The organism is Bacillus infantis (genome assembly GCF_050107595.1).
Taxonomy (GTDB): domain Bacteria; phylum Bacillota; class Bacilli; order Bacillales; family Cytobacillaceae; genus Bacillus_AB; species Bacillus_AB infantis_C.
Genome location: NZ_JBNILH010000006.1, coordinates 1 through 22,286, shown reverse-complemented (window position 1 = coordinate 22,286; position 22,286 = coordinate 1). Strand labels below are relative to the sequence as shown.

24 protein-coding genes and 1 riboswitch are annotated in these 22,286 nt (G+C 47.8%); of the genes, 21 read left to right on the top strand and 3 right to left on the bottom strand.

Annotation, left to right across the window (positions count from 1 at the left end):
* The first annotated feature begins 92 nt into the window (after window positions 1-92).
* From ACQCVH_RS13505 to ACQCVH_RS13475, 7 genes are all read left to right on the top strand, one after another.
* On the top strand, window positions 93-1,238 hold the full coding sequence (locus ACQCVH_RS13505) for a DEAD/DEAH box helicase (protein WP_426836183.1): 1,146 nt from the start codon (window positions 93-95) through the stop codon (window positions 1,236-1,238).
* A 404-nt stretch (window positions 1,239-1,642) separates the two neighbouring features.
* Window positions 1,643-3,115, top strand: a complete 1,473-nt coding sequence (locus ACQCVH_RS13500; RefSeq protein ID WP_426836460.1) for an amidase — start codon at window positions 1,643-1,645, stop codon at window positions 3,113-3,115.
* Window positions 3,116-3,191: 76 nt separating this feature from the next.
* A complete protein-coding gene (locus ACQCVH_RS13495; RefSeq protein ID WP_257989550.1) occupies window positions 3,192-3,326 on the top strand; it encodes a hypothetical protein in 135 nt (44 codons plus the stop codon).
* Between the two features lie 97 nt (window positions 3,327-3,423).
* Window positions 3,424-3,509, top strand: a riboswitch (cyclic di-GMP riboswitch).
* Window positions 3,510-3,554: 45 nt separating this feature from the next.
* The gene (locus tag ACQCVH_RS13490) at window positions 3,555-4,439 is read left to right on the top strand and encodes an amidase (RefSeq protein WP_426836182.1); all 885 of its coding nucleotides are present in this window, start codon (window positions 3,555-3,557) and stop codon (window positions 4,437-4,439) included.
* Window positions 4,440-4,594: 155 nt separating this feature from the next.
* A complete protein-coding gene (locus ACQCVH_RS13485) occupies window positions 4,595-4,924 on the top strand; it encodes a PadR family transcriptional regulator (RefSeq protein ID WP_022543345.1) in 330 nt (109 codons plus the stop codon).
* Window positions 4,911-5,474, top strand: a complete 564-nt coding sequence (locus tag ACQCVH_RS13480) for a DUF1700 domain-containing protein (RefSeq protein ID WP_170939476.1) — start codon at window positions 4,911-4,913, stop codon at window positions 5,472-5,474. The genes ACQCVH_RS13485 and ACQCVH_RS13480 overlap by 14 nt, the downstream gene beginning before the upstream one ends.
* Complete coding sequence (locus ACQCVH_RS13475; RefSeq protein ID WP_426836181.1) at window positions 5,471-6,424, top strand: DUF4097 domain-containing protein; 954 nt, start codon at window positions 5,471-5,473, stop codon at window positions 6,422-6,424. The genes ACQCVH_RS13480 and ACQCVH_RS13475 overlap by 4 nt, the downstream gene beginning before the upstream one ends.
* A gap of 106 nt (window positions 6,425-6,530) precedes the next feature.
* Here the strand turns inward: ACQCVH_RS13475 and ACQCVH_RS13470 are convergent, their stop codons facing one another.
* Window positions 6,531-8,054, bottom strand: coding sequence for an FAD-dependent oxidoreductase (locus ACQCVH_RS13470; RefSeq protein WP_426836180.1), 1,524 nt, complete (start codon window positions 8,052-8,054; stop codon window positions 6,531-6,533).
* Between the two features lie 224 nt (window positions 8,055-8,278).
* Here ACQCVH_RS13470 and ACQCVH_RS13465 point away from each other — a divergent pair, with 224 nt between their 5' ends.
* The 7 genes from ACQCVH_RS13465 to ACQCVH_RS13435 all read left to right on the top strand — a co-directional run bounded on the left by ACQCVH_RS13465 (window position 8,279) and on the right by ACQCVH_RS13435 (window position 14,996).
* A complete protein-coding gene (locus ACQCVH_RS13465) occupies window positions 8,279-8,527 on the top strand; it encodes a hypothetical protein (RefSeq protein ID WP_426836179.1) in 249 nt (82 codons plus the stop codon).
* Window positions 8,527-9,645 carry a GerAB/ArcD/ProY family transporter gene (locus tag ACQCVH_RS13460; protein WP_426836178.1) on the top strand — a complete coding sequence of 373 codons (1,119 nt, stop codon included), beginning with the start codon at window positions 8,527-8,529 and terminating at the stop codon, window positions 9,643-9,645. Before ACQCVH_RS13465 ends, ACQCVH_RS13460 begins: the two co-directional genes overlap by 1 nt.
* On the top strand, window positions 9,594-11,231 hold the full coding sequence (locus tag ACQCVH_RS13455; protein WP_426836177.1) for a spore germination protein: 1,638 nt from the start codon (window positions 9,594-9,596) through the stop codon (window positions 11,229-11,231). Before ACQCVH_RS13460 ends, ACQCVH_RS13455 begins: the two co-directional genes overlap by 52 nt.
* Window positions 11,228-12,415: a Ger(x)C family spore germination protein gene (locus tag ACQCVH_RS13450; RefSeq protein ID WP_426836176.1), complete on the top strand. Its 1,188-nt coding sequence runs from the start codon at window positions 11,228-11,230 to the stop codon at window positions 12,413-12,415. Before ACQCVH_RS13455 ends, ACQCVH_RS13450 begins: the two co-directional genes overlap by 4 nt.
* 100 nt (window positions 12,416-12,515) lie before the next feature.
* Entirely contained in the window at window positions 12,516-13,130 is a 615-nt protein-coding gene (locus ACQCVH_RS13445) for a YflT domain-containing protein (protein WP_426836175.1), read from the top strand.
* Between the two features lie 96 nt (window positions 13,131-13,226).
* Window positions 13,227-14,126, top strand: coding sequence for a phosphotransferase (locus ACQCVH_RS13440; RefSeq protein WP_426836174.1), 900 nt, complete (start codon window positions 13,227-13,229; stop codon window positions 14,124-14,126).
* A 60-nt stretch (window positions 14,127-14,186) separates the two neighbouring features.
* Window positions 14,187-14,996 carry an Fpg/Nei family DNA glycosylase gene (locus tag ACQCVH_RS13435; protein ID WP_426836173.1) on the top strand — a complete coding sequence of 270 codons (810 nt, stop codon included), beginning with the start codon at window positions 14,187-14,189 and terminating at the stop codon, window positions 14,994-14,996.
* 299 nt (window positions 14,997-15,295) lie between these two features.
* Here ACQCVH_RS13435 and ACQCVH_RS13430 read toward each other — a convergent pair whose 3' ends face one another.
* Window positions 15,296-15,448 (bottom strand): hypothetical protein, encoded by a 153-nt coding sequence (locus tag ACQCVH_RS13430; protein WP_426836172.1) that lies wholly within the window; start codon window positions 15,446-15,448, stop codon window positions 15,296-15,298.
* A 149-nt stretch (window positions 15,449-15,597) separates the two neighbouring features.
* On the opposite strand from ACQCVH_RS13430, the gene ACQCVH_RS13425 reads away from it, so the two are divergent.
* Window positions 15,598-16,080 carry a hypothetical protein gene (locus ACQCVH_RS13425; RefSeq protein WP_426836171.1) on the top strand — a complete coding sequence of 161 codons (483 nt, stop codon included), beginning with the start codon at window positions 15,598-15,600 and terminating at the stop codon, window positions 16,078-16,080.
* On the top strand, window positions 16,073-17,485 hold the full coding sequence (locus tag ACQCVH_RS13420) for a prenyltransferase/squalene oxidase repeat-containing protein (protein WP_426836170.1): 1,413 nt from the start codon (window positions 16,073-16,075) through the stop codon (window positions 17,483-17,485). The genes ACQCVH_RS13425 and ACQCVH_RS13420 overlap by 8 nt, the downstream gene beginning before the upstream one ends.
* Before the next feature lie 15 nt (window positions 17,486-17,500).
* On the opposite strand, the gene ACQCVH_RS13415 is transcribed toward ACQCVH_RS13420, so the two are convergent.
* Window positions 17,501-18,001, bottom strand: a complete 501-nt coding sequence (locus ACQCVH_RS13415; RefSeq protein ID WP_426836169.1) for a hypothetical protein — start codon at window positions 17,999-18,001, stop codon at window positions 17,501-17,503.
* 211 nt (window positions 18,002-18,212) lie between these two features.
* On the opposite strand from ACQCVH_RS13415, the gene ACQCVH_RS13410 reads away from it, so the two are divergent.
* The 5 genes from ACQCVH_RS13410 to ACQCVH_RS13390 all read left to right on the top strand — a co-directional run bounded on the left by ACQCVH_RS13410 (window position 18,213) and on the right by ACQCVH_RS13390 (window position 21,759).
* Window positions 18,213-18,557 (top strand): lmo0954 family membrane protein, encoded by a 345-nt coding sequence (locus tag ACQCVH_RS13410; protein WP_426836168.1) that lies wholly within the window; start codon window positions 18,213-18,215, stop codon window positions 18,555-18,557.
* Between the two features lie 24 nt (window positions 18,558-18,581).
* Window positions 18,582-19,229: a PspA/IM30 family protein gene (locus ACQCVH_RS13405; protein WP_257989563.1), complete on the top strand. Its 648-nt coding sequence runs from the start codon at window positions 18,582-18,584 to the stop codon at window positions 19,227-19,229.
* A 124-nt stretch (window positions 19,230-19,353) separates the two neighbouring features.
* Entirely contained in the window at window positions 19,354-20,094 is a 741-nt protein-coding gene (liaF, locus tag ACQCVH_RS13400; RefSeq protein ID WP_009792229.1) for a cell wall-active antibiotics response protein LiaF, read from the top strand.
* Window positions 20,091-21,134, top strand: coding sequence for a sensor histidine kinase (locus ACQCVH_RS13395; protein WP_426836167.1), 1,044 nt, complete (start codon window positions 20,091-20,093; stop codon window positions 21,132-21,134). Before liaF ends, ACQCVH_RS13395 begins: the two co-directional genes overlap by 4 nt.
* A complete protein-coding gene (locus ACQCVH_RS13390; RefSeq protein ID WP_009792227.1) occupies window positions 21,127-21,759 on the top strand; it encodes a response regulator transcription factor in 633 nt (210 codons plus the stop codon). Before ACQCVH_RS13395 ends, ACQCVH_RS13390 begins: the two co-directional genes overlap by 8 nt.
* The last annotated feature ends 527 nt before the right edge of the window (window positions 21,760-22,286 follow it).

The window sequence follows — 22,286 nt, the reverse complement described above, 5'->3', positions numbered from 1 at the left end:
AGAACGGTACACAACTTTTTGTAAAACTGGGCATGCTCTAAAAAAGCAGCTCTGAAATAGATGAGATTTTTTTGCAGAAGAAGGAGATAGTTATGACTGAAAATCAATCTGTAGTTACCGGCCTGAAGCCTTTTATCCAGGAAGTCTGGGAAAAGTCCGGCTTCAATGAGCCGACCGCCGTTCAATCAAAGAGCATCCCGCTTATCCAGGAGGGCAGGGACGTGATCGCCGAATCGCCGACAGGAACAGGCAAGACACTTGCTTACCTGCTGCCGCTTCTTGATCTAATCGATCCTGGCAAAAAAGCGGTTCAGGCCGTCATTGTGGCACCTTCACAGGAGCTTGTTATGCAAATCTTCTCGGAGGTCCAGAAATGGGCAGAGGGAAGCGGCATAAAAGGCGCTACCTTCATCGGCGGCGCCAATACGAAAAGGCAGCTTGAAAAACTGAAAAAACACCCGCAGATCGCTTTGGGCACACCAGGGCGGATGCTCGAGCTGATCAAACAGAAAAAGCTGAAGATGCATGAAGTCAAAACGGTCGTGCTCGATGAAGGAGATCAGCTGCTTGTTCCCGAGCATCTTGAGACTGTAAAAACCATTTTAAAATCGACGCTTGCTGACAGGCAGCTTGCTTTCTTTTCAGCAACACTTCCTGAAAGTACTGCGAAGCTTGCACAGGAGCTTTCTGGTGAAGCCGAGCTGATCCGCGTAGGGAAGGAAGAAGCCATTCCGTCAGATGTGGACCATATTTATTTTGCCTGCGAGCAGCGTGATAAAATCAAACTCATTGAAAAGATCTCCCGTGTGAAAGATATCAAGGGGCTTGCCTTTGTAAAAGACATCGGCAATCTTTCTGTCCTTTCCGAAAAGCTTGATTTTAAGGGCGTGAAGGCCGGAATCCTGCACAGCGATCTGGATAAAATGGACAGGCAGAAGCATCTGAAAAACTTCCGCGAAGGAAAAAGCAGCCTGCTTTTCGCAACAGATGTGGCTGCAAGGGGCCTTGACATCCAGGGTGTCACTCATGTCATTCATTATGATTTTCCGAGGGACATCAAGCAATATGTCCACCGTTCAGGGCGCACCGGCCGATTTGGCGCCAGCGGGACCGTCATCTCGCTCGTAACCGAAAGGGAAGAACGAGAACTGAAGAAGTTTTGCCAGGAGCTTGGCATCACGCCAGAGAAAAAAGTGTTCTATTCCGGTGATATTGTGGATGCTGATAGAAGAAGATAATAGGGAGCTGACAATCCGGGTTTGGGTTGTCAGCTTTTTTTGCTGGTTTTTGTAAAAAAATGTATTTTATGTAGAATCAAGCCGAATTTATGTAGAATAATATAAATTTTATGTAGAATAACTTGGAATTTATGTAGAATAACTCAGAATTTATGTAGAATCTCCTCAAAAGTATGCAATATTACTCCCGAAATCCTAAGACAGCATTGTAAAACCCATCCTTAACGGCAAAATTAAACTAGATAATCAACATCATCCCCAATTTATTAGCCTTTTGTAAACATATCACTCATCACAACAGCAGAACGCCGCAATAACATTAACCAATCTTTAATATAGTAAAGGATTCAGAAAATATGATAAACTATGAAGGTAAATCCAAGGTGAAAGGATACGATTCCTATATGAAAAATCCAAGGCTGAAAATGCTTCAGGAAGAATGGCTCCCGGAAGCCACAATAGATGAGATGCAGGAGAAAATGGAGACGGGCGAGGTTTCGTCCAAAGAGCTGGTGCTGATGTACCTGCACAGGATTGCGCAAAAGGATAAGAACGGACCGGCAATCAACTCGGTCCTTGAAGTCAATCCGGATGCTGTGCAGATCGCGGCAGCGCTTGATGCAGAGCGGAAGCTGAAGGGCACGCGCGGGCCGCTTCACGGCATTCCTGTCCTGATTAAGGATAATATTGATACTGCCGATAAAATGCACACCAGTGCCGGCTCTCTTGCACTGAAGGAGTCTGTGGCAAAAGAGGATTCCTATGTGGCCGAGGCCTTAAGGAGGGCTGGAGCTGTGATACTGGGGAAAACGAATATGACGGAATGGGCCAACTTCATGACAGAGGGGATGCCAGCCGGCTACAGCTCAAGGGGCGGGCAGGTGCTCAATCCTTATGGTCCCGGTACCTTTGATGTCGGCGGATCCAGCTCAGGTTCTGGTGCAGCTATCGCTTCAAACTTTGCAGCAGTGGCTGTCGGAACGGAGACATCAGGCTCAATTCTCAGCCCTGCAAGCCAAAACTCGCTTGTCGGCATCAAACCGACGGTCGGCCTGATCAGCAGAAGAGGCATCATCCCGATTGCTCATACACAGGATACGGCAGGCCCGATGGCGAGAACCGTTAAGGATGCTGTCTATCTTCTGGATGCGCTTGCCGGCAATGATGAAAAAGATCCTGCCGTTCAGACCAATCCAGAGTCTGACTATACCGATTTTGCAGGTTTTCTGGATGAAAACGGGCTGAAAGGCAAAAGGATCGGCATCGCACGCGAAGTATATTTCGATTATTTGAGCGGGGACAAGCTTGAAGTGATGAACCATGCGGTTGAACAGCTGAAGGCTTTTGGCGCTGAAGTGGTTGACCCTGTAGAAATCCCTTCTACAAATAATAAATGGAAGTATGATGTGCTTACATATGAATTCAAGGCAGATCTCAACGCCTATCTGCGCGGCCTTGCTCCTCATGTTAAAGTGAAATCTCTTGCAGATGTAATCGCCTTTAACCGGGAAAACAGTGAAGCAGCCCTTAAATATGGGCAAACCATCCTGGAGGAAGCTGAAAAAACAAGCGGCACCCTGACTGAAGAGGCTTATATCAGCTCAATTGAAGAGGATGTTTACTTTTCAACAGAGCAGGGAATTGATCATGTTCTGAAAGAGCATAATCTTGATGCAATCGTGACACCGAATAATTTTGGCGCGGGCATTCCGGCTAAGGCAGGCTATCCGTCCATCACGGTCCCTGCAGGCTATTCCCTGGAGAATGAACCAGTAGGCATTACGTTTACCGGAAAGGCTTTTTCAGAAGCCGGGCTGATCAGCATTGCCTATGCCTTCGAGCAGGGGACAAAGGTAAGGAAATCCCCTCTCCTGTAAGGCAGACCAAGCAGAATAACACACTGTGAAAAGGCCCATACTACCAGAGAAAACGCCAATAAAGGAGCGAGGCAGCATGGGCAGGACAAAGCTTGGAAATGCAAACGCACAGCGCAACAATAATAAAAAAAGAGAAGGCTGGACAAGCGAGGAGCTGGTGGAATTCACGACCGGCACGAAAAGCAAAAAGGAAAACCAGCCAAAAGACTGAGAAAAAGGCCCCGGCTTTCCTGGGGCCTTTTTCTTAGGAATTTTTAAAAAAACATCTTTTATTTTCCTGAAAAGTATTTATAATCAAATTAACAATAAACTGATAAAGGCAAACCTGTCGAAAGGCAGGGACGCAAAGCTATGGGCCTTCCCGCATCATGCGAATGGCTGCCAGGCTGCCGGGCTCCTTTTTATGGATGTCATGGCATCATAAAAAGGAGAGTATACAATGACGACCAAATTTTTCAAAACAGCCCTTTTGGCACTGCTTCTCGTATTTGCAGCCTGCCCGGTGAAAGGAGAGGCAGCTGAATTGAATCAGCCTTATTCAACCTGGCTGTGGGATACAGCAGCCATAGTGGAAAAGCCCGATGAAATTATCCAGTTCCTGGCGGACAAGCAGGCAGATCAGCTGTATCTGCAGATTGACCAAAGCCTGCCAGCAGCTGTCTACCAATCTTTTATAGAAAAAGCAAATGCCAGCGGAATCAGCGTTCATGCACTGGATGGAGCTCCTAAATGGGCCACGGCAAAAGGTGAAGCAGCCATGCTCAGCTTCTTCTCGTGGGTATCTTCCTATCAGAAGCAGGCAGCCCCTGCCCAGCAGTTTTCCGGCATCCACCTGGATATTGAGCCCTATCTTCTGCCAGGCTGGGAAAGCAATTACAAAAATACTGTGGTAAATTATCAGACCCGTATGCTGCAGGCAGCATCCTTGTCCGCAGAGCTTCATCTCCCGTTAGGGGCAGATATTCCTTTCTGGTTTGATGAAATGATGTTCAGCAATAAATTCGGCAAAGATTCTCTTGCAGGCTGGATCATAAAAAATACAGATACTGTGACCATCATGGCTTACAGGGATGCGGCAGAAGGCCCTAACGGGATGATCGAGCTGTCCAGGAACGAAGTAGAACTAGCGGCACGCTATGGAAAACAGATTCAGATTGCCGCTGAAACTGGCGCCACTTCTGAAGCTGCTTATATTACTTTTTATGAAGAAGGCACAGCAAGAATGGAAGAGCAGCTTTCACTTGTCCGTGATGCTTATTCCGCCAATTCACATGTTAGCTTTGCTGTCCATCATCTTCAAAGCTGGATGAATATGAAACCTTAAAACAGTTGTTAAAATACCTATTTTCTAAAAATAGGTATTTTTTTACGTTCAGTACCTTGTAATGTTCAGTAGTGTGGTGTATGATGGGTTTGTGAATGAATGGAAGAAATTACATGACTACTGAATAATGTTCACTACCGGTGGAGGTGCAAGGATTGAATGTTCAATTCAAGAAGGGGGTCCTTGAGCTGTGCGTGCTGCTGCTGATTTCTAAAAAAGATCAATATGGCTACGAGCTCGCACAAAACATCTCGGATAAAATCGAGGTGGCTGAAGGGACACTCTATCCTTTGCTCAGAAGACTGACAAAAGAAGAGTATTTAACAACCTATCTGGCAGAATCAACGGAAGGGCCTCCCAGAAAATACTATTCACTGACAGAAAAGGGCAGGGATTATATGAATATGCTGATTGAGGAATGGCAGCAGTTTTCATTGGCGGTTAATCAATTTGTTGAGGAGGGAAAGTCCAGTGGCAGGGAATGAGTTTTTAGCAAGGCTGGAAAAGCTGCTTGGTAAGGTGCCGGAATATGACAGGCGGGAAATGCTGTATGACTATGAAGAGCATTTTGAAATCGGGCTTGCAAACGGCAGGACGGAAAGGGAAATCATGGAGGAGCTCGGCGACCCGCATGTGATTGCACGCGATCTGCTTGCAGATTACAGGATCGTCAAGGCAGAGAAGACACAGTCAGTCACTAATATTTTTCAGGCGGCCACAGCGGCGGTCAGCCTCAGCTTTTTCAATCTGGTCTTTATACTTGGGCCGCTGATCGGCCTCGCAGGGGTCTATATTTCACTATGTGCAGTAGCACTCGTTCTAACTTTGTCGCCATTTGCTTTGCTGGGGTCATCTTTTTTTACAGGCTTTGAGGATATGACCCTGAATTTCTTTGCTTCGCTGGCACTGTTCAGCCTTGGCCTGCTGCTGAGCATCGGAATGATTTATGTCGGCAAATTCTTCTACCGGGTACTTCTCGGCTATATCAAATTCAATGTCAGGCTAGTCAAAGGAAAAGGAGAGAAGGCGGCATGAAGAAACTGGTGGCAGTTCTGGTCGTGTTATTCCTGATCGGTGTCGGCGGATCGGTCATTACGATCAGCGCTTCGGGAGGGCTGAATTTTAACACGGCTGATATCAAGCAAACTGAAACAATAGAAGCAGGTTCCATTCAAAGTATTTCAGTAAAAAGCGCTTCGACTGATGTTGTGATCAGGGAGGCTGGCAGTGAAGAAGATATAAAGGTGGCACTGACTGGGAAGGTCAGCAAAAAGCTGCAGGATGATTATAAACTGAAGGTCAGCGAAGAGGATGGCACCCTGAATGTCGACCTTGAGGTGAAGAATATGTTCCGCATGGGAGTGGTTATCATCCGTGATGTGAAAATAGAAGTGCTTCTTCCGAAAAAGGAATATGAGGAGCTGGCAGTCGAGGTGTTATCCGGCGATATCAAAGCTGAAGCTATTCAAAGCAAGGACGCCATTTTTGAAACAAAGAGCGGGGATGTTGCGCTGAAGGGAATGGAGGCAGTAAGCCAAATAGAAATCCAGGTTGCGAGCGGCGATGTTAGGGTAGCAGATTCAACTGCGAAGGAATTGAAGTTTAAGGCAGCAAGCGGGGATATGACAATCGATGGGGCAGCAGCTGAGACTGCAGATTTATATACAGCATCAGGTGATATCGAAATCAGCGGACTGTCCGGGGATATTCTTGCAAAGATTACTTCAGGCGACCTGAACATCACTAATGATCAGCTGGCAGGCAGCATAACTGCCGAAACAGCAAGCGGTGATGTTGCCATTGCTTTCAAAGAGAAGCCAAGCGACATGATGGTAGATTTTAAGGCAACCTCCGGAGAGGGCAAGGTCCAGCTTGATGGATTCCTTTTTGAGGAAAAAGAAGAAGACAGGATTCTTGGTAAAATTGGCTCAGGAGAGCATGTGGTGAAGGTCCATACTTCTTCCGGAGATTTTAACTTAAATTAATATGAGGGAGCTGTCCTTATTCAGGGCAGCTCTTTTGGTTTTGCGCTTCAGGTCTGTCTGCTTTAAGTAGAAAGCCCCCGCAGCATCAGCCGCAGGAGCTTCCAAATCATTCACCCTGAATTTTTTTAAGCGGAGTTTCTGCCGGGCCCTCGACAACTTCTCCTGTATATGAAAAGCGGGAGCCGTGGCACGGGCAGTCCCAGGTCCGTTCGCCATTATTCCATTCACATTCGCAGCCCATATGGGTACAGGTGGTGTCGACGATATGAAGAGCGCCTTCTTTATCGCGGTAGGCACCGGCCCTTTTTCCATTGACGATGACAGGTGCACCGTGGTCCGGTTCAAGATCATCGAGCTCAGCAGGAATGTATTCAAGCTTTCCTTTGATCAGCTGGCCGGCGACATCGGTATTGTATTTTATGAATTTCTTGATGCTTGGATCGGCTTTAAAGCGGGAAGGTGTGAATACTTCCTTATAAGGACTTTCCTTTTTGGCAATAAAATCATTCAGCAAATGGGCAGCCGCAATTCCGTTAGTCATGCCCCATTTGCGGTAGCCGGTGGCGACATAAATGTTGGAGGCATTCTCAGTGATCGGGCCCACATACGGAATCTTATCTAATGTGATCAGATCCTGGGCAGACCATCTGTATGGGTACTCCTCAATGCCCATAACCTCCTCTGCGAATTCCTCCAAAGCCTCATAATGCTTAAGAGTATCCGACTCGTGCCCGGTTTTGTGGCTGTCACCACTGATAAGGACCAGCTTCTCGCCATTGACGGGTGTGTAGCGCAGGGAGCGCGTCGGCTGATCGGCACTGTAATACATCCCGCCTGGATATTCCTCACGGGTCTTCACAGCGACAATATAGGATCTTTCGGGCTCCATTCTTGCAAAATAAAAGCCCTTTGCATCATAGAATGGGAAGTGTGAAGCGACAATCACATGCTTGGCTGTGACGGTATGGCCATTTCTTGTTTTAACTGCGGCGGGCTGTCCTTCCTCAATATCAACGGCTGTCGTGTTTTCATACACTTTCCCCCCGGCGGCTGTAAAGTCTTCAAGAAGCGCCTTCAGGAACTTCAAAGGGTGGAATTGTGCCTGTCCTTTCATGACAGCTGCACCTTTGATGTCTATATTAAATGGGATGCTCTCAGCAAAGCTGCTGTCGATTCCGAGCTTCTGGTATGCATCATACTCTTTTTGCACCTTGCCGGCAGCCTGGTCGGAAACCGCATAAATATAGGCGTCTTCTATGCTGAAATCACAGTCGATCTTTTTTTCATCGACAAGGTCTTTTACAAAAGTGATCGCTTCTGCATTCGCCTGATAATAGAGCTTCGTTTTTTCTTCCCCAAAATGGCTGATCAGTTCGTCATATATGACACCGTGCTGGGCGGTCAGCTTAGCGGTTGTATGGCCGGTAGTTCCGTTCAGTATGTTCCCGGCCTCCAGAATTACAACCTTAAAGCCTTGTTTAGAAAGCAGATAGGCAGCAGTAACTCCCGTAATCCCTCCTCCGACAATTGCGACGTCGGCCTCGGTGTTTTCGTTAAGCGCTTCATAAGATGAGAGCGGCGTTTCCCTCCAGTAAGGCTCCGGAAACTGCGGCATTTGTGAATGGTTCATATCTTTCCTCCTCAGGCTTTTCTTTTAGGTAATCTTTCCTTTTTCAGACCGGCATATTCACATACTGATTTACAGTTATTAAAATTTATACCCTCTGCAGAATAAACATAATCTCCGGATAAAGAGTTCTACTGAAAGACGCTTTTCCTGCTGAAAAAAATGGATAAAATAAGCAGCGGAATCAAATGCTAGAAAAGCAACAATAAAAAGGATGGGAAGCTCGTATGGTCACTCTTGGATTTATACTTATCACCGTTAGCATGGGTGTGCTGACAATCTGTTTTGATTTAGTTATTTTTAAAAGCACACTGGGTGAGGCGGTCCTGAATATTGTCTATGCAGAAATAGCCGCAGGGAGAATGATTGCCCTGGCCGGGTTTCTCATCGGACTTGGCTCCAGCCTGACGGCAGATTACAGGCTTTATAAAAATAAAAAATCCCAAAAAACAATGCGGAAGGGGAGTGGCGGCTGATGTTAAAAGAACATATATCGCTGAGCCAGCTGCTGACCCTTGTCATCAATTTTCTGCTGGGAAGCGCAATTGTCATCGGCGTTGGCAAGGAGGCAGAACAGGATAGCTGGATTGCTATGCTGGTTTCGACAGTCCTTGGCCTCGGGATTGCGTATTTTTTCTATTTTCTTGTCAGCCGCCTCCCTGGAAAGAATCTGTATGAAATTATGGAGCACTGCTTCAGGAGGATTTTTGTTTTGCCGGTGGCTTTTTTATATGTCATTTACTTTGTTTACATATCGAGCAGGGTGGTGAGGGACTTTGGAGAGCTGATCGCTTCTGCCATTCTGCCCCATACGCCGATTGAAATGATTTCATTGACGGTTGCCTTAACAATGGGCTATATCCTGTATCTCGGCATAGAAGTGCTGGGCCGGACATCAGAAATCTTCTCGCCTTATGTGGTTGTGTTTGTTCTGCTGCTGACGATTTTCCTGCTGGGAAGCGGAAGTATAGAATTCGGCAGGATCGAACCCGTGCTGGGTGAGGGGATTTTGCCGGTGGCCAAGACTGTTTTCCCTTCCTTGCTTGTCTTCCCTTTTGGGGAACTGATTGCCTTTACTGTTATTCTTGGCATGGTAGGCAATTTTAAATATGTCAAGCGCGTTACCCTGATGGGAACAGCGATTGCCGGCCTGCTTCTGACACATGCTGTCATCCTGATGATTATAACCCTTGGCACGGATGCCATGGTCAGGTCTAATTTTCCAATGCTCAGTGCAGCCAGGCAGGTTTCCATCGGTGATTTCATTGAGCGGATTGACGCGCTAGTGGTTTTTATTATGATGCTTGGGATATTGATAAAAGGCTCTGTCTTCCTTTATGCAGCTCTGAAGGGAATGGAGTATATCTTTAAATTGCCATACCGCTACTATGCTTTGCCTATGTCTACTGTGGTATCCCTTTTTGCCATTCTGATTTCAGTTAATTTTGCCGATCATCTTGAGGAGGGCCTTGTCATTGTCCCTTATTTCGTCCATCTGCCGATGCAGTTCGGCATTCCATCCATTCTTCTGGCAGTACTGTGGTGGAAGGGACGCAAGAAACAGCATTCCGGGAAAAATGGGGTGAAGTGTTGAACCGGTTCAAGTCGCTTGGCCGCATTAAACGTATCAATAAAGAGAAGGAAGAAATGACAGCGCCTAAAGAAGGGGAAGACTGCCTCGACCATTATGAGCTTGAGGAGCTAAAAGAAGAATTGTCCTGCCAATTTGGAAAAACCTCCGATTTGAAAATAGAAGAGCTTAAGGCAGGAGGGACAGACGCCCTGCTCTTTTATATTCAGACGATGGTTGATGCCAATGTATTAAAGGAGACAATCCATAACATCACAGCCGAATCCAGTACAGACATAAGAGTAAAAACAATTGATGACGTGAAGCAGATGGGCAAGGATTACTTTGGAGGATCAGGGTATAAGCTGGTGGAAACACCGGCTGAAATGATTGAGACAATGCTTGACGGCAGCATTGTGCTTGCGTTTAAGGATGTATCCCGTGCCATTTCCATTCCGGTCCCTACCTCTGACAGCAGATCCGTCAATGAACCGAGCACGCAGACGGTTGTCAGGGGGCCAAAGGACGGATTTGTAGAAAATATATCCGTTAATGTCAGCCTGGTCAGAAGAAGGCTTAAAAACTCCAAGCTTCAATTCGAGGAATTCACCATCGGGATTGACACGAATACGACGGTGATCGTCTGCTATATGAGGGATATAGCAGATGATGGCATTGTAGAGGAGGTCCGCAAGCGATTAAAGAAAATCAATGCAAGTGCCATCTTTGAATCAGGGAATATCGAGGAGCTGATTGCGGATAAAACGGCAACTCTCTTTCCTTTGGCGCTCAATACAGAACGCCCGGATACAGTTGCGGCCAATGTGCTGGAAGGGAAGGTGGCCATTCTTGTCGATGGATCACCGTTTGTACTTGTGGTGCCTGCAGTGCTGGTGGATTTCTTTTCAGTGTCAGAGGATTATTACCAGCATTTCATGATGGGGACTTTCATCCGGTTCATCCGCTATATTTCTTTTATGATTGCCCTGTTGACCCCTTCCCTGTATGTAGGGATACTTACGTTCCATCATGAGCTGCTTCCGACCACCCTTCTGCTCAGTGTCATTGCCCAGAGGCAAGGGGTGCCATTTCCAGCTGTCATTGAAGTCCTATTAATGGAAATCACCTTTGAAATTTTGCGCGAGGCTGGTGTAAGGATGCCGCGTGCTGTCGGGCAGACCGTATCCATCGTCGGTGCACTCGTGATTGGACAGGCTGCGGCCGAGGCGGGGATTATCTCCAATATCATGGTTATTATTGTCGCAATAACTGCGATTGCCAATTTTGTATCTCCAACCTACAGTTTTGCCAATGCCTCAAGGCTGCTGAGGTTTTTGCTGATTATAACTGCTGCCTTCCTTGGCCTGTACGGGGTGCTGATCGTCCTGGTTCTGATGGTTGCGCATTTAAGCTCGCTCAGATCCTTTGGGGTGCCATACCTGGCACCTGTAGCTCCTTTTATCATTGAAAGCCAGAAGGATGTATTTTTCAGGTTCCCCTTCTGGAGCATGAACAAGCGGCCAAGCTATTTGAAGCCTAAGCTGGAGGAGAAACAGACCAATACCGGATCTCCTTCTCCACCGCCTATGAGGGGGGGAGAGGGCCAGTGAAAAAGAAAGCAGCTGCAATGCTTTTACTGGTATCGCTGCTGACAGGCTGCTGGGATCAAAAGGAACTTGCAGAAATAACGGTTGTTACCGGCATGGCCGTTGATAAGGGAGAAGACTATAAATACCGGCTGTCCGTAGAAGGGATCAATGCCACAGAGCTGAATAACCGGACAGCAGGAGGGAATGCACCTTCCATCGTATATGGAAAGGAAGGGAATTCTCTTTCTGAACTGGCCAGGCAGATGAACGAAGGCATTTCCCGTAATCTCATATACTCCCATATGCGCATTTTATTTATCTCAGAAGAAATCGCAGAAGAAGGGATGCTTGAGTTCCTGGACTTTATGGAGCGCAACAGGGAAATGAGAGACGATTTTAATATTGTCCTCGTAAAAGATGTCAAAGCGGCAGACGTTCTTAAGGTCACCTATCAATTTCAAAAGTCGACTTCCCTTAAATTTCATACACAGCTCAATACGATGGTTGAAACATGGGGAGGAGATCCCGATGTAAAGCTGAATGATGTCATCAGTGCCTGGACTTCTCCCGGACGTGAGCCGGTGATGGCAGCCGTCGCGATTCAAGGAGATCCCGAAAAAGGCTCAAGCGTCGACAATATGAAAAAGGTGACGCCAGATGCACTCGCTGTCCTGGATTCACTTGCCATATTTGAAGGGGGGAAACTTAAAGGCTATTTATCACTTGAGGATGCCCGCAATTATTTATGGACACAGGACAAAGTTACTCAAACCAGCCTAACCATCAGCTGCGCAAAAAACCATTATATAGACATCAGGATTTATAATACGACTACGAAGACCGATGCGAGGATGGTTGACGGTAAAGCCAAAGTGACAATCGAAATCAGGGGGGAAAGCTTCCTGGAAGGAACCGGGTGCCCGGATCCTGTAGACAAGGTTTCTACTTATGAGGACTATGAAGAAAAGACGGAAAAGCATATTGAGAGGATTGTCACCAATACGATTAAGACGGTGCAGGAAAATGATAAGATTGATATCTTCGGATTTGGGGACGTTGTCAGACGGAAGGATTATAAAAATTTCAAAAATCTCCATAACAATTGGAATCAGTACTTCACCGAGGCTGATGTTGAGGTGCGGGCACTTATCAAGATGAGGAGGGCAGGAATCAGGACCAAGTCCTTCTTATCTGAGACAAACTAGCCCAGGTTTACAGAGCTGGGCTCTGGGTAAATTCTCTATATAGGCTTGCACCAGATAGCTTGTCTATTTATCTTATTACCTTACAAGGAGGCAAAAGATAATGGCAGAAGAACAGAAGCATATAGTAGGCGTTTATGATACACAAAGTGAAGCCATTGAAGCTGTAGAGGAATTAAGGGCCCAGGGCTATGACACAAAGGATATTTCAGTAGTAGGCAAAAACGATGATGACGTGGAAGCAGTAACAGAGCAGACAGGGACGAAAACGGAAGAAGGCCTTGCTGCCGGAGCAGCTGCCGGAGGGACACTCGGCGGACTTGCAGGACTGCTGGCAGGTGCTGGAGCCCTTGCCATCCCAGGGATTGGACCGGTGCTCGCCGCCGGGCCGCTTGCAGGAGCGCTGACCGGAGCTGCTGCCGGAGCCGGACTGGGGGGGCTTACAGGAGCCCTCGTCGGTATGGGGATTCCGGAAGATGATGCCGAGCATTACAGCGGCCAAATCAAGGAAGGCAAAATCCTGGTATTCGTGGACGACAGATCGGACAAGCTGCGCGAGCAGAAAATGAATCCTGGTGAAGCCGGCATGCCTGACAATGAGCCGGTCATGCCCGTCGATAACGTCTATGTTCCCCCACAAGGAACAAGATCGCCTGTTTCAGATGATCCGGAGGTTGTAAAAGACAGGATGAAGGTGGACAACAATAAAATGTATTAAAGAAAGGGGCACCCGCTGCAAAGGGTGCCTTTTTTCTGATGTTGAAAAACAGAGGGACCAATAGTATAAACTAAGAAAAAAGGAAGGGGGATATACATGAATCAGCCATGGAATGGAGAAGTGTCCATTGCTCCCCTTAAGGGAAGGGAGCTCCTGTTGAGCCAGTTTCCCGAATTGGCGCCTGCTGAGGTGGAGCACTTTGCTGAAGGCTTTGATAATCGGGTGTTTTTAGTCAATGGAGAATATGTATTCCGATTTCCGCGGAAAGCTGCAGCAGAAGAGCTGTTGAAGACAGAAAGCCGGATTCTGCCTGAGCTAAGCATTGCTGCCGGAATAGATTATCCTGTGCCGGTATATAGCGGAAAGCCTGAAAAAGGCTATCCGTGGTTTTTTTCCGGCTACAGAAAAATCAGCGGAACAGCACCAGCCGGGCCGGGCGGGAAAAATTCGGCCATCAGGCTGGCTGAATTCCTGAAGCGGCATCACTCTTTTCCAATTGAAAGAGCTAAGGAACTTGGCGTCCCGTTTGATACATACAACAGGCTTGATATGGAAACAAGGCTTGTGAAAATGGAAGAGTACGCCGAAAAAGGAAGATCGGAAAAGATACTAAAGGAAGATGGCAGGCTTTTTTCTTATATTAGAAAAACAAAGCCGCTGAAGGTGGAGTGTCCTCCTGTCCTTGTGCACGGCGACCTCCATATACGAAACATCCTGGCCGATCCTGATGGGGAGATCAGCGGGATCATTGACTGGGGCGATGTCCATCTTGGCAATCCCAGCATTGACTTTTCTATTGCGTACAGCTATCTCCGGCCGGATGCCAGGGAAGAGTTTTTTGGGGCATATGGAGAACCTGGGCCCGAAGCAAGAGATCTCGCAAGATTCAAAGGCGTCTATACAGCCTTGCTGCTTGCTGTATATGCTCATGACCGCGGTGACACCGGTCTGGTCGAGGCGGCCAGTGACAGTCTTGCAATGGCATTGACTGACTGAACCAATACATGAAGATCCCCTTTTCATTTCATACTAGTCATATGAAAGGGGGGCCTTCCTATGCCCGAGCTTCCTGAAATGGAAACCTACCGTCAGCTCCTGGGCCGTCAGCTGGCTGGGCTTGTCATCACAGAGGCCGAAATCAACAGAGAAAAATCTATAAATATCCCGCCGGCAGAATTTATCAGTCAGGTGAAGAACAGCACGATCACTGCTATCGATAGACGTGCAAAGCATTTGATTTTCCGGCTCAGCTCCGGAAAAAGTCTTCTGCTCCATCTGATGCTTGGAGGATGGATGTATCTTGGCAGTGACGAAGATAATCCTGACAGGACAAAACAGGTGATCCTGTCATTTGGCAGCAGGAAGCTTTACTTCATCGGCCTGCGGCTTGGCTACCTGCATTTGCTGTCTGCCGAGGAGCTCGAGAAAGATTTTGAAGAACTTGGACCTGAGCCTCTGGATCCCGGATTTACGGCAGCCTCTTTTGCCCGGTTATTGGAGAAAAAACGCGGAATGCTCAAGACATCGCTGGTGAACCAGCATTTCATAGCAGGAATCGGCAACTGTTATTCAGATGAAATCTGCCATCAGGCCGGGCTTTTGCCAATGAGGAAAATCGAGGAGCTCAGCGAAATGGAGAAGAGCAGGCTGTATCCGGCAATGAAAACAGTGTTTGCAAACGCGATTCAGAGCGGAGGCTATATGGATGAGCCGCTTTTTAAAGGCGATCTGATAACCGGCGGCTATAATGAACGCTGCATGGTATATGACAGAGAAGGAGAAAGCTGCCTCCGCTGCGGCTCACAGATTGTAAAAGAGGAGATTTCATCAAGGAAAACCTTTTATTGTCCAGGCTGCCAGTCGTGAATTCTTTTTTATATGCGTAAAAATAGCCCAGGGAGGAGCTCCTTGGGCTTTTTTGTTATTTTACATAACTTGGCGGCCCGATTTTTAAGGCAGGATGGCGTTTTCTAAATGATTAGCCGGTTAATTTACCAACTTAAAGATTTTTTCGATCAATCCGCGGAATAATCTACCGAATTTCCGTCTTTTATAATCAATTGAAAAGATAATCTACCAAGTCAGCCTTACAGCCTATTTCGCCGCCCCGAAGACTTGCATCACCCAGCCCGGCGCAGGCGCTGGGCCATATGCAAGCTGCCCTCTTAATTGACTTCCTCACTATTTTCCTCCGGCGCCGGATCGACCGTTACAGAATCATGGGTATGCATGGCAGAGCGCAGATAGTGCACAAACATGCCGCCAACAAGCCCCAGGCAGAGAATAAAGCCGGCAGTAATGATCCATAAGAGAAGCATTTCTCCTCACCCTTTCTTCATAGGAAGTCCTCATTGAACTATATGCAGGGAAATAAAAGATATTGCATCGCACATTGGCGGTTCCAGAATCTGTCAAGCTTCTCCTGAATACATTTTTATGAAGAATAGAAATAAGGGGGGCGGGCTGCATGCAGCTGGTGAAAAGCGAAATCGAACGGTTAAAGCAGCAGCTTTTGAGTGAACAGACACCGGACGGTTCCTGGAATCAGCCTTTTGATACAGGGTGCATGACCGATATTTATATGATTGTCCTTCTCAGGACTTTGAAAGCGGAAGATGAAAAGGAGCTGATCAGGGAGCTGGCAGAGGGAATCCTGAGCCGGCAGGGAAAGGACGGGGCATGGCGGCTTTTCCATGATCACCATGAAGGGAGCCTTTCTTTAACGATTGAGGCTTATTATGCGCTCCTCTACTCAGGATATTATGAAAAAAATCATCCTGCTCTGGTGAAGGCAAGAAGGTTTATTTTAAAAGGCGGGGGCCTGAAGAAGGCGGGAATGTATACGAAAATCATGCTTGCTTTGACAGGGCAGTATCCATGGCCCCTCCTTTTTCCGGTCCCGATGGAAGTCATCCTCCTGCCGGCAAGCTTTTCCGCTCAATATGTATGATATTTCGGTTTTCGGCCGCTCCAATCTGATTCCAGTTATTCTGCTGGGCAATAAGAAATTCAGCAGAAAAACAGCATTGAGCCCGGACCTTGGCGATTTGTCCGTCAGGGAAGAGGATGATCCGTGGCCGGAGCTGAGGAGTGCGGAATGGAGGAGTTTAACTTCTTTTCTTGCCGCCGGGGTTAAGGCGCTTGTGGGCATTCCGCGCCAGATCAGGGCATGGTCGATAGAAAAAGTGAGGGAATATATGCAGTCGCATACAGAGCCGGACGGGACGCTTTATAATTATTTCAGCAGCACATTTTATATGATTTTTGCCCTTCTGGCATTGGGAGGCACCCCGCAGGAACCCGCGGTCAGGAATGCTGTCTCCGGCTTGAAGCGGATGACTGTAAAAGCCGATGGCCGCACGCATGTTCAATATACAACGGCTGCTGTCTGGAATACAGCACTCATCAGCCATGCCCTTCAGGAAGCAGGCGTTCCGCCTAAAGAGGCCGTAATCCAAAAAGCCAATCAATATCTGGCAGGGCAGCAGCATCACCGGTTTGGGGACTGGATTGTCCATAATCCGAAGGCAGAGCCAGGAGGATGGGGATTTTCGCGTTTTAATACAATGAATCCGGATGTGGATGACACAACCGCCGCCCTGAGAAGCCTTCAGCAGCCTGCCCGGGAAAAGCCGCATTATGAGGATATATGGAAAAAAGGTCTTCTTTGGACACTGTCAATGCAGAACAGGGACGGGGGATGGCCTGCGTTTGAGAGGAATGTCGATAAGAAGCTGCTGCATCTCCTTCCCATCCAGGGAGCAGAGTTTATCCTGACCGATCCCTCAACTGCCGACCTGACGGGGAGGACCCTTGAATTCCTCGGCAAAGCCGGCTATTCCGATGCTTCCCTTCCGCCTGTCAAAAAAGCGGTCAGGTGGCTCAAAAAGCATCAGGAACAGGATGGATCCTGGTATGGCCGCTGGGGAATCTGCTATATATACGGAACATGGGCGGCGGTAACCGGAATGGCGGCTGTTGGTGTCACTCTGGAGGATAAAAGCATGAAAAAGGGGATCGACTGGCTTTTGTCCATACAGAATGAGGATGGCGGCTGGGGGGAATCCTGCCGGAGCGATATGGAGAAAAAGTATATCCCGCTGAAGGAAAGCACCCTCACCCAGACAGCATGGGCCGTTGATGCCCTTGCCGCTGCCGGCATGGCGGATAGCGCGCCAGCAAGGAAAGGGGCTGCCTTCCTGGTGAGGGAGGGCAAGCGCAACGATTGGACTGCCGATTATCCAATGGGTCAGGGCATGGCCAATTTCTTTTATATTCATTACCACAGCTACCGCTATATATGGCCGCTCCTGGCCTTGAGCCATTATATAGAAAAGAGTGAAGCCCCGGACTGAAACCCGGGGCTTTATCTATTCAACCTTCCATTGGCAATCATCAGTAGAATCAACCTTCTTGTCTCTTATAATCCGGTAAAAAGCTTTGCCGTCACTTGGATTGCCGTCAGGGAAATCCATCGGGAATAGAGCGAAGAACACAAAATAAAAAGAGAAATAGATAAACTGGTACCAAAGCAAAGAGACTTCAAGTACACCTGAGCCGATCAGGTAATTGATAAGAAAGATACTGATCAGGTTGAAGAGGGTGCCGCCAAGATATATAAAAGAGAGACTGATTTTATTTTCGTACTTCAGGCTTTGGAATTCGCAGCCGCTATACCAGAAGTAGAACCGCTTTACCTCAAGGTATTTAAAAGAAAATAAACTTTTACCGCAGCCAATAATGACTTTAAGACCCTTCCCGCCAAAGATTCCGGCGAAAAAAACATGTCCGGCCACATGGATGAGCGTCACGATAGGAAGAACAATAAAAAATGCCTGCATAAACTTTATGAAATCATCGAAGCCAAACACATTGGTGTCCTCCTGGTTATCTCAATTGTAATTCCTCCTTTATCTACCCTTCCCGCCAGCAGAATAACAGGTATTCCCCTGCCAATTTTTGCGCCTTCCGTAAAGTCTGACCAGCTTCTAAGCCCCAGGTCTTATATGAAAATAAAGCTCAGGCTCGTTATAGGATTTTGGCAGGAAAGGTAAGATGGAAACATGAAAGGAGGAAACGTACATGAAAAAATTTGGCTTACTTTTAGCAGGGGGAATCGCGGGGCTGGTGCTTTTATCCAATTTGGGGCCGATGATCGGCCTGGCCATCTCATTGCTGATTCTATACTTCGTATTCAAGCAGTTCCTGAAGGCTGATTCAACAGGCGCCAAAATCGGCTGGGGCATTGTCGGGGTGTTCGCCCTCACGGCAGCTGCCTCCAATATTCCGGCCATCCTCGGAATTGCCGCTGCTTACATCCTTTATGTGATTTATAAAAAGTGGAATGACCAGAAAACATTTGTCAAAGAAGACCAGGACCCATTCACTAACTTTGAAAAAGAATGGTCAAAAATCAATCAATATTAATCTGAAAACGAAAGGAAGATTATCATGGCAAACTTATTTACCAGACTGAAAAATACCATCATGGCAGATCTGCACGAGGCAATGGACCAGAAGGAACAGAAAAATCCGGTATCACTGCTGAACCAGTACCTTCGCCAATGCGAGCAGGAAACAGAGAAGGTCCGCAAGCTCCTTGAGCGCCAGTATTCTCTGAAAGAGGAATTCGCAAAAGAATATAAAGGAGCAGCTGAATTGGCTGAAAAGCGCAAGCGTCAGGCAGAAGTTGCTTCAGATGCAGGAGAGGCTGAACTATCCCAATTTGCTGTCCAGGAACAGCTTCAATATGAAGAGCGGGCTGTCAGGCTGAAGCAGGCCCTAGAACAGGCATCCCAGCAGCTGGTTGAGCTTGAAAGAAAATATGAAGATATGAAGCATAAGCTGAAGGATATGCATATCCGCCGCCTTGAGCTGATGGGAAGGGAAAATGTGACCAGGGCCAACCGCAAGATGGACCAGGTGATTGACAGCAGCTCTGAATCAGGCAAAGCTGAATCCAGGTTTGAAAATATCGAGTCATATCTTGACCGGCTTGAGCAAAAGGTGAACAATGCCTATTATCAGAGCACGATCGATTCAAAAATCGCCCAGCTTGAAAAAGATATGAAAAAGAAAGAAACTCATTCTATTTCATAAAACAAACTGGTATTCTAAAGAGGCGTAGAGTTCCTGCGCCTTTTTTCGCCATTATGCTGAAACAGCTTACAATAGAGAAACGCGTACATCATGCGCCAGTCATCATGAAGGGAGGAAATGATCAATGCTTAAAAAAATCAAAAGCGAATATATCAGCTGGATTCTATTGCTTGGTGCCCTTGTCCTTTTTCTGGAGGTATCTTTTTTTAATCACGGGCTGATTTTCTCCCTTCTGGTTTCGATTGGAATGGTGTATTTCGGCAGGAAACGCCTTCCCCACAGCTCCGGAAAAATCCTCTTCTGGGCAGGACTTGCCTTTTTTGTCATCAGTGTCTTCAATATGATGACCTTCAAATTTTTCCTGCTGGCCATCCTGATCCATTTTGTCATTCAATATGCGCAGTCCAAGCGGGACGCCGACCGCATCAGGCCGGTCATCAAGGAAGCAGATCCTTTTGATTCAAAGCCGAGTGAAGAAATCATCAAAGGGCGCCCGCTTTTTGAAAACATTCTGTTCGGGCGGCAGAAGACGCCTGAACATGTATACGAGTGGAGCGACATCAATATCCAGGCCGGCATCGGCGATACGATCATCGATTTGAGCTATACGGTGCTCCCAAAAGGGGAGACGGTCATATTCATCCGCAATTTTATCGGCAATATCCAGATACTTGTTCCGTATGACCTTGAAGTGAATGTCTATCATTCTGTGATTGCCGGATCCGCCGGTATTTTTGATAAACGCGAGCCGCAGATGTTCAATCAGACACTGCAGTTCAAAACACCAGGCTATGAAGAAGCAGAGCAGAAGATAAAAATCTTTACCTCGCTCCTTGTCGGGGATATCGAGGTGAAGCGTGTATGAAGACGATCCAGCGGCAGATTGCGTTGGGGCTGTCTGTTGCCCTTCTGGTCGCCATCTTTCTTGGCGGTTCCTATTTTACTGTCTTTCCGCTGGCCGATTGGAGCGGGCTTTGGGAAAGGGAGATCATGGATATTCCCTTTATCCTGTTTGCAGCAAGCATCTGCGCTGCTATCGGCATTTTGTCAGGGCTTGTATCCGGCATTTACCGGAAACGGCAGCTCCAGACGGTGGATGACTGGCTTTACCAGCTGGAGGAAGGCAGGGCCATCAGCCTTCATGATGATAATACCCCATCAGAGCTCCAGCCCCTATGGATGAGGGTGGGCAAAATTCAGCGGCAGATTTCGGAGCAGGCAAAGATTTCGCAAAAGCTTGCAACAGAAAAGGCAGAGGACCTTGAAAGCCGGATTCAGGAAATCATTTCGCAGGAGCGCAACCGGCTGGCGCGCGAGCTTCATGACTCTGTGAGCCAGCAGCTGTTCGCGGCCTCCATGCTGATGTCTGCCATCAATGAAACACGGAGCCAGGAAGACAGGGAGACCAAACAGCTGAAAATGGTTGAAGCAATGATCCACCAGTCCCAGCTTGAGATGCGGGCCCTGCTTCTCCATCTGCGCCCGGCTGCCCTGAAGGGAAAAACGCTGCAGGAGGGCATAGAAGAGCTGCTGCTTGAGCTCTCCCAGAAAGTCACCATGAAAATCCAGTGGAAGGTTGAAGAGTTTTTGATGGATAAAGGAGTCGAGGATCATCTGTTCCGGATCCTCCAGGAATCTGTCTCCAATACGCTGCGCCATGCCAAGTCGACCCAGCTTGAAGTGCTGCTGATCCAGCGGGACGGGCTGATCATCATGCGGATTGCCGATGACGGGATCGGATTTGACGTCGAGGAAACAAAGGCAGGCTCATACGGCATGCAAAATATGTATGAACGGGCAGTGGAGATTGGCGGCTCCCTGAAAATCATCAGCCTCAAGAATAAAGGAACGCGCCTCGAAGTGAAGGTGCCAATGATGAAGAGTGAGGGTGAAGAGAATGATTAAAGTATTATTTGTAGATGATCATGAAATGGTAAGGATCGGTGTATCTTCCTATCTGTCCGCCCAGCCGGATATTGAGGTGATCGGGGAAGCTGACAACGGCCGGACTGCGATTGATCTGGCCCTTGAGCTCCGGCCGGATATCATCCTGATGGATCTGGTGATGAAGGAAATGGACGGGATTGAGGCGACACGGGGAATCATTGAAGCATGGCCGGAAGCAAAGGTGATTATCGTGACAAGCTTTCTGGACGATGAAAAGGTCTATCCGGCCCTTGAAGCAGGCGCATCCAGCTATATGCTGAAAACCTCCAAGGCAAGCGAGATTGCCGATGCGGTGCGTGCGACTTTCCATGGCCAATCGGTGCTCGAGCCTGAGGTCACAGGAAAAATGATGGTAAAGATGCGGCAGAAGCAGACTGTGCTTCCTCATGAAGAGCTCACAAGCAGGGAAATGGAAATCCTGCTGCTCATGACAGAAGGGAAGACGAACCAGGAAATTGCGGATGAGCTTTTTATTGCCTTAAAGACAGTGAAGACGCATGTCAGCAATATCCTCAGCAAGCTCCAGGTCCAGGACCGGACGCAGGCTGTGATTTATGCGTTTAAGCATTCGCTGGCGAACTAACCGGGGATTCTGTTTTTTTAAAAGCTGAAGACTGTTGATAAACTTGAACAAATCATCGAGTTTATTTACAGTCTTCTTTTGCTTATAAATGGGGGCTGTTGATTTCCGTTCCAGGCACTTCGCTTTCCGCGGGGCGGCGCTGAGCCTCCTCAACGCTGCGCGTCTGCGGGGTCTCAGCATTGCCGCTACTTCCCGCAGGAGTCTGCGTGCCTTCCACTGCAATCAACAGGGGCTTCGAAATTTTGTGGCAATCCTTCAATCCATATGAATGAAATGTCTCCTAAAAGGGGCTGTTGATTTCCGCTGCAGGCACTTCGCTTTCCGCGGGGCGGCGCTGAGCCTCCTCAACGCTGCGCGTCTGCGGGGTCTCAGCATTGCCGCTACTTCCCGCAGGAGTCTTCGTGCCTTCCACTGCAATCAACAGGGGCTTCGAAATTTTGTGGCAATCCTTCAATCCATATGAATGAAATGTCTCCTAAAAGGGGCTGTTGATTTCCGCTGCAGGCACTTCGCTTTCCGCGGGGCGG

Coding starts and splice junctions, on each gene's coding strand:
- ACQCVH_RS13505 (WP_426836183.1), top strand. CDS start 93: ATGACTGAAAATCAATCTGTAGTTACCGGCCTGAAGCCTTTTATCCAG.
- ACQCVH_RS13500 (WP_426836460.1), top strand. CDS start 1,643: ATGAAAAATCCAAGGCTGAAAATGCTTCAGGAAGAATGGCTCCCGGAA.
- ACQCVH_RS13425 (WP_426836171.1), top strand. CDS start 15,598: ATGCAGCTGGTGAAAAGCGAAATCGAACGGTTAAAGCAGCAGCTTTTG.
- ACQCVH_RS13490 (WP_426836182.1), top strand. CDS start 3,555: ATGACGACCAAATTTTTCAAAACAGCCCTTTTGGCACTGCTTCTCGTA.
- ACQCVH_RS13445 (WP_426836175.1), top strand. CDS start 12,516: ATGGCAGAAGAACAGAAGCATATAGTAGGCGTTTATGATACACAAAGT.
- ACQCVH_RS13395 (WP_426836167.1), top strand. CDS start 20,091: ATGAAGACGATCCAGCGGCAGATTGCGTTGGGGCTGTCTGTTGCCCTT.
- ACQCVH_RS13465 (WP_426836179.1), top strand. CDS start 8,279: ATGGTCACTCTTGGATTTATACTTATCACCGTTAGCATGGGTGTGCTG.
- ACQCVH_RS13460 (WP_426836178.1), top strand. CDS start 8,527: ATGTTAAAAGAACATATATCGCTGAGCCAGCTGCTGACCCTTGTCATC.
- ACQCVH_RS13495 (WP_257989550.1), top strand. CDS start 3,192: ATGGGCAGGACAAAGCTTGGAAATGCAAACGCACAGCGCAACAATAAT.
- ACQCVH_RS13430 (WP_426836172.1), bottom strand. CDS start 15,448: ATGCTTCTCTTATGGATCATTACTGCCGGCTTTATTCTCTGCCTGGGG.
- ACQCVH_RS13390 (WP_009792227.1), top strand. CDS start 21,127: ATGATTAAAGTATTATTTGTAGATGATCATGAAATGGTAAGGATCGGT.
- ACQCVH_RS13475 (WP_426836181.1), top strand. CDS start 5,471: ATGAAGAAACTGGTGGCAGTTCTGGTCGTGTTATTCCTGATCGGTGTC.
- ACQCVH_RS13410 (WP_426836168.1), top strand. CDS start 18,213: ATGAAAAAATTTGGCTTACTTTTAGCAGGGGGAATCGCGGGGCTGGTG.
- ACQCVH_RS13405 (WP_257989563.1), top strand. CDS start 18,582: ATGGCAAACTTATTTACCAGACTGAAAAATACCATCATGGCAGATCTG.
- ACQCVH_RS13470 (WP_426836180.1), bottom strand. CDS start 8,054: ATGAACCATTCACAAATGCCGCAGTTTCCGGAGCCTTACTGGAGGGAA.
- ACQCVH_RS13420 (WP_426836170.1), top strand. CDS start 16,073: ATGTATGATATTTCGGTTTTCGGCCGCTCCAATCTGATTCCAGTTATT.
- ACQCVH_RS13435 (WP_426836173.1), top strand. CDS start 14,187: ATGCCCGAGCTTCCTGAAATGGAAACCTACCGTCAGCTCCTGGGCCGT.
- ACQCVH_RS13440 (WP_426836174.1), top strand. CDS start 13,227: ATGAATCAGCCATGGAATGGAGAAGTGTCCATTGCTCCCCTTAAGGGA.
- liaF (WP_009792229.1), top strand. CDS start 19,354: ATGCTTAAAAAAATCAAAAGCGAATATATCAGCTGGATTCTATTGCTT.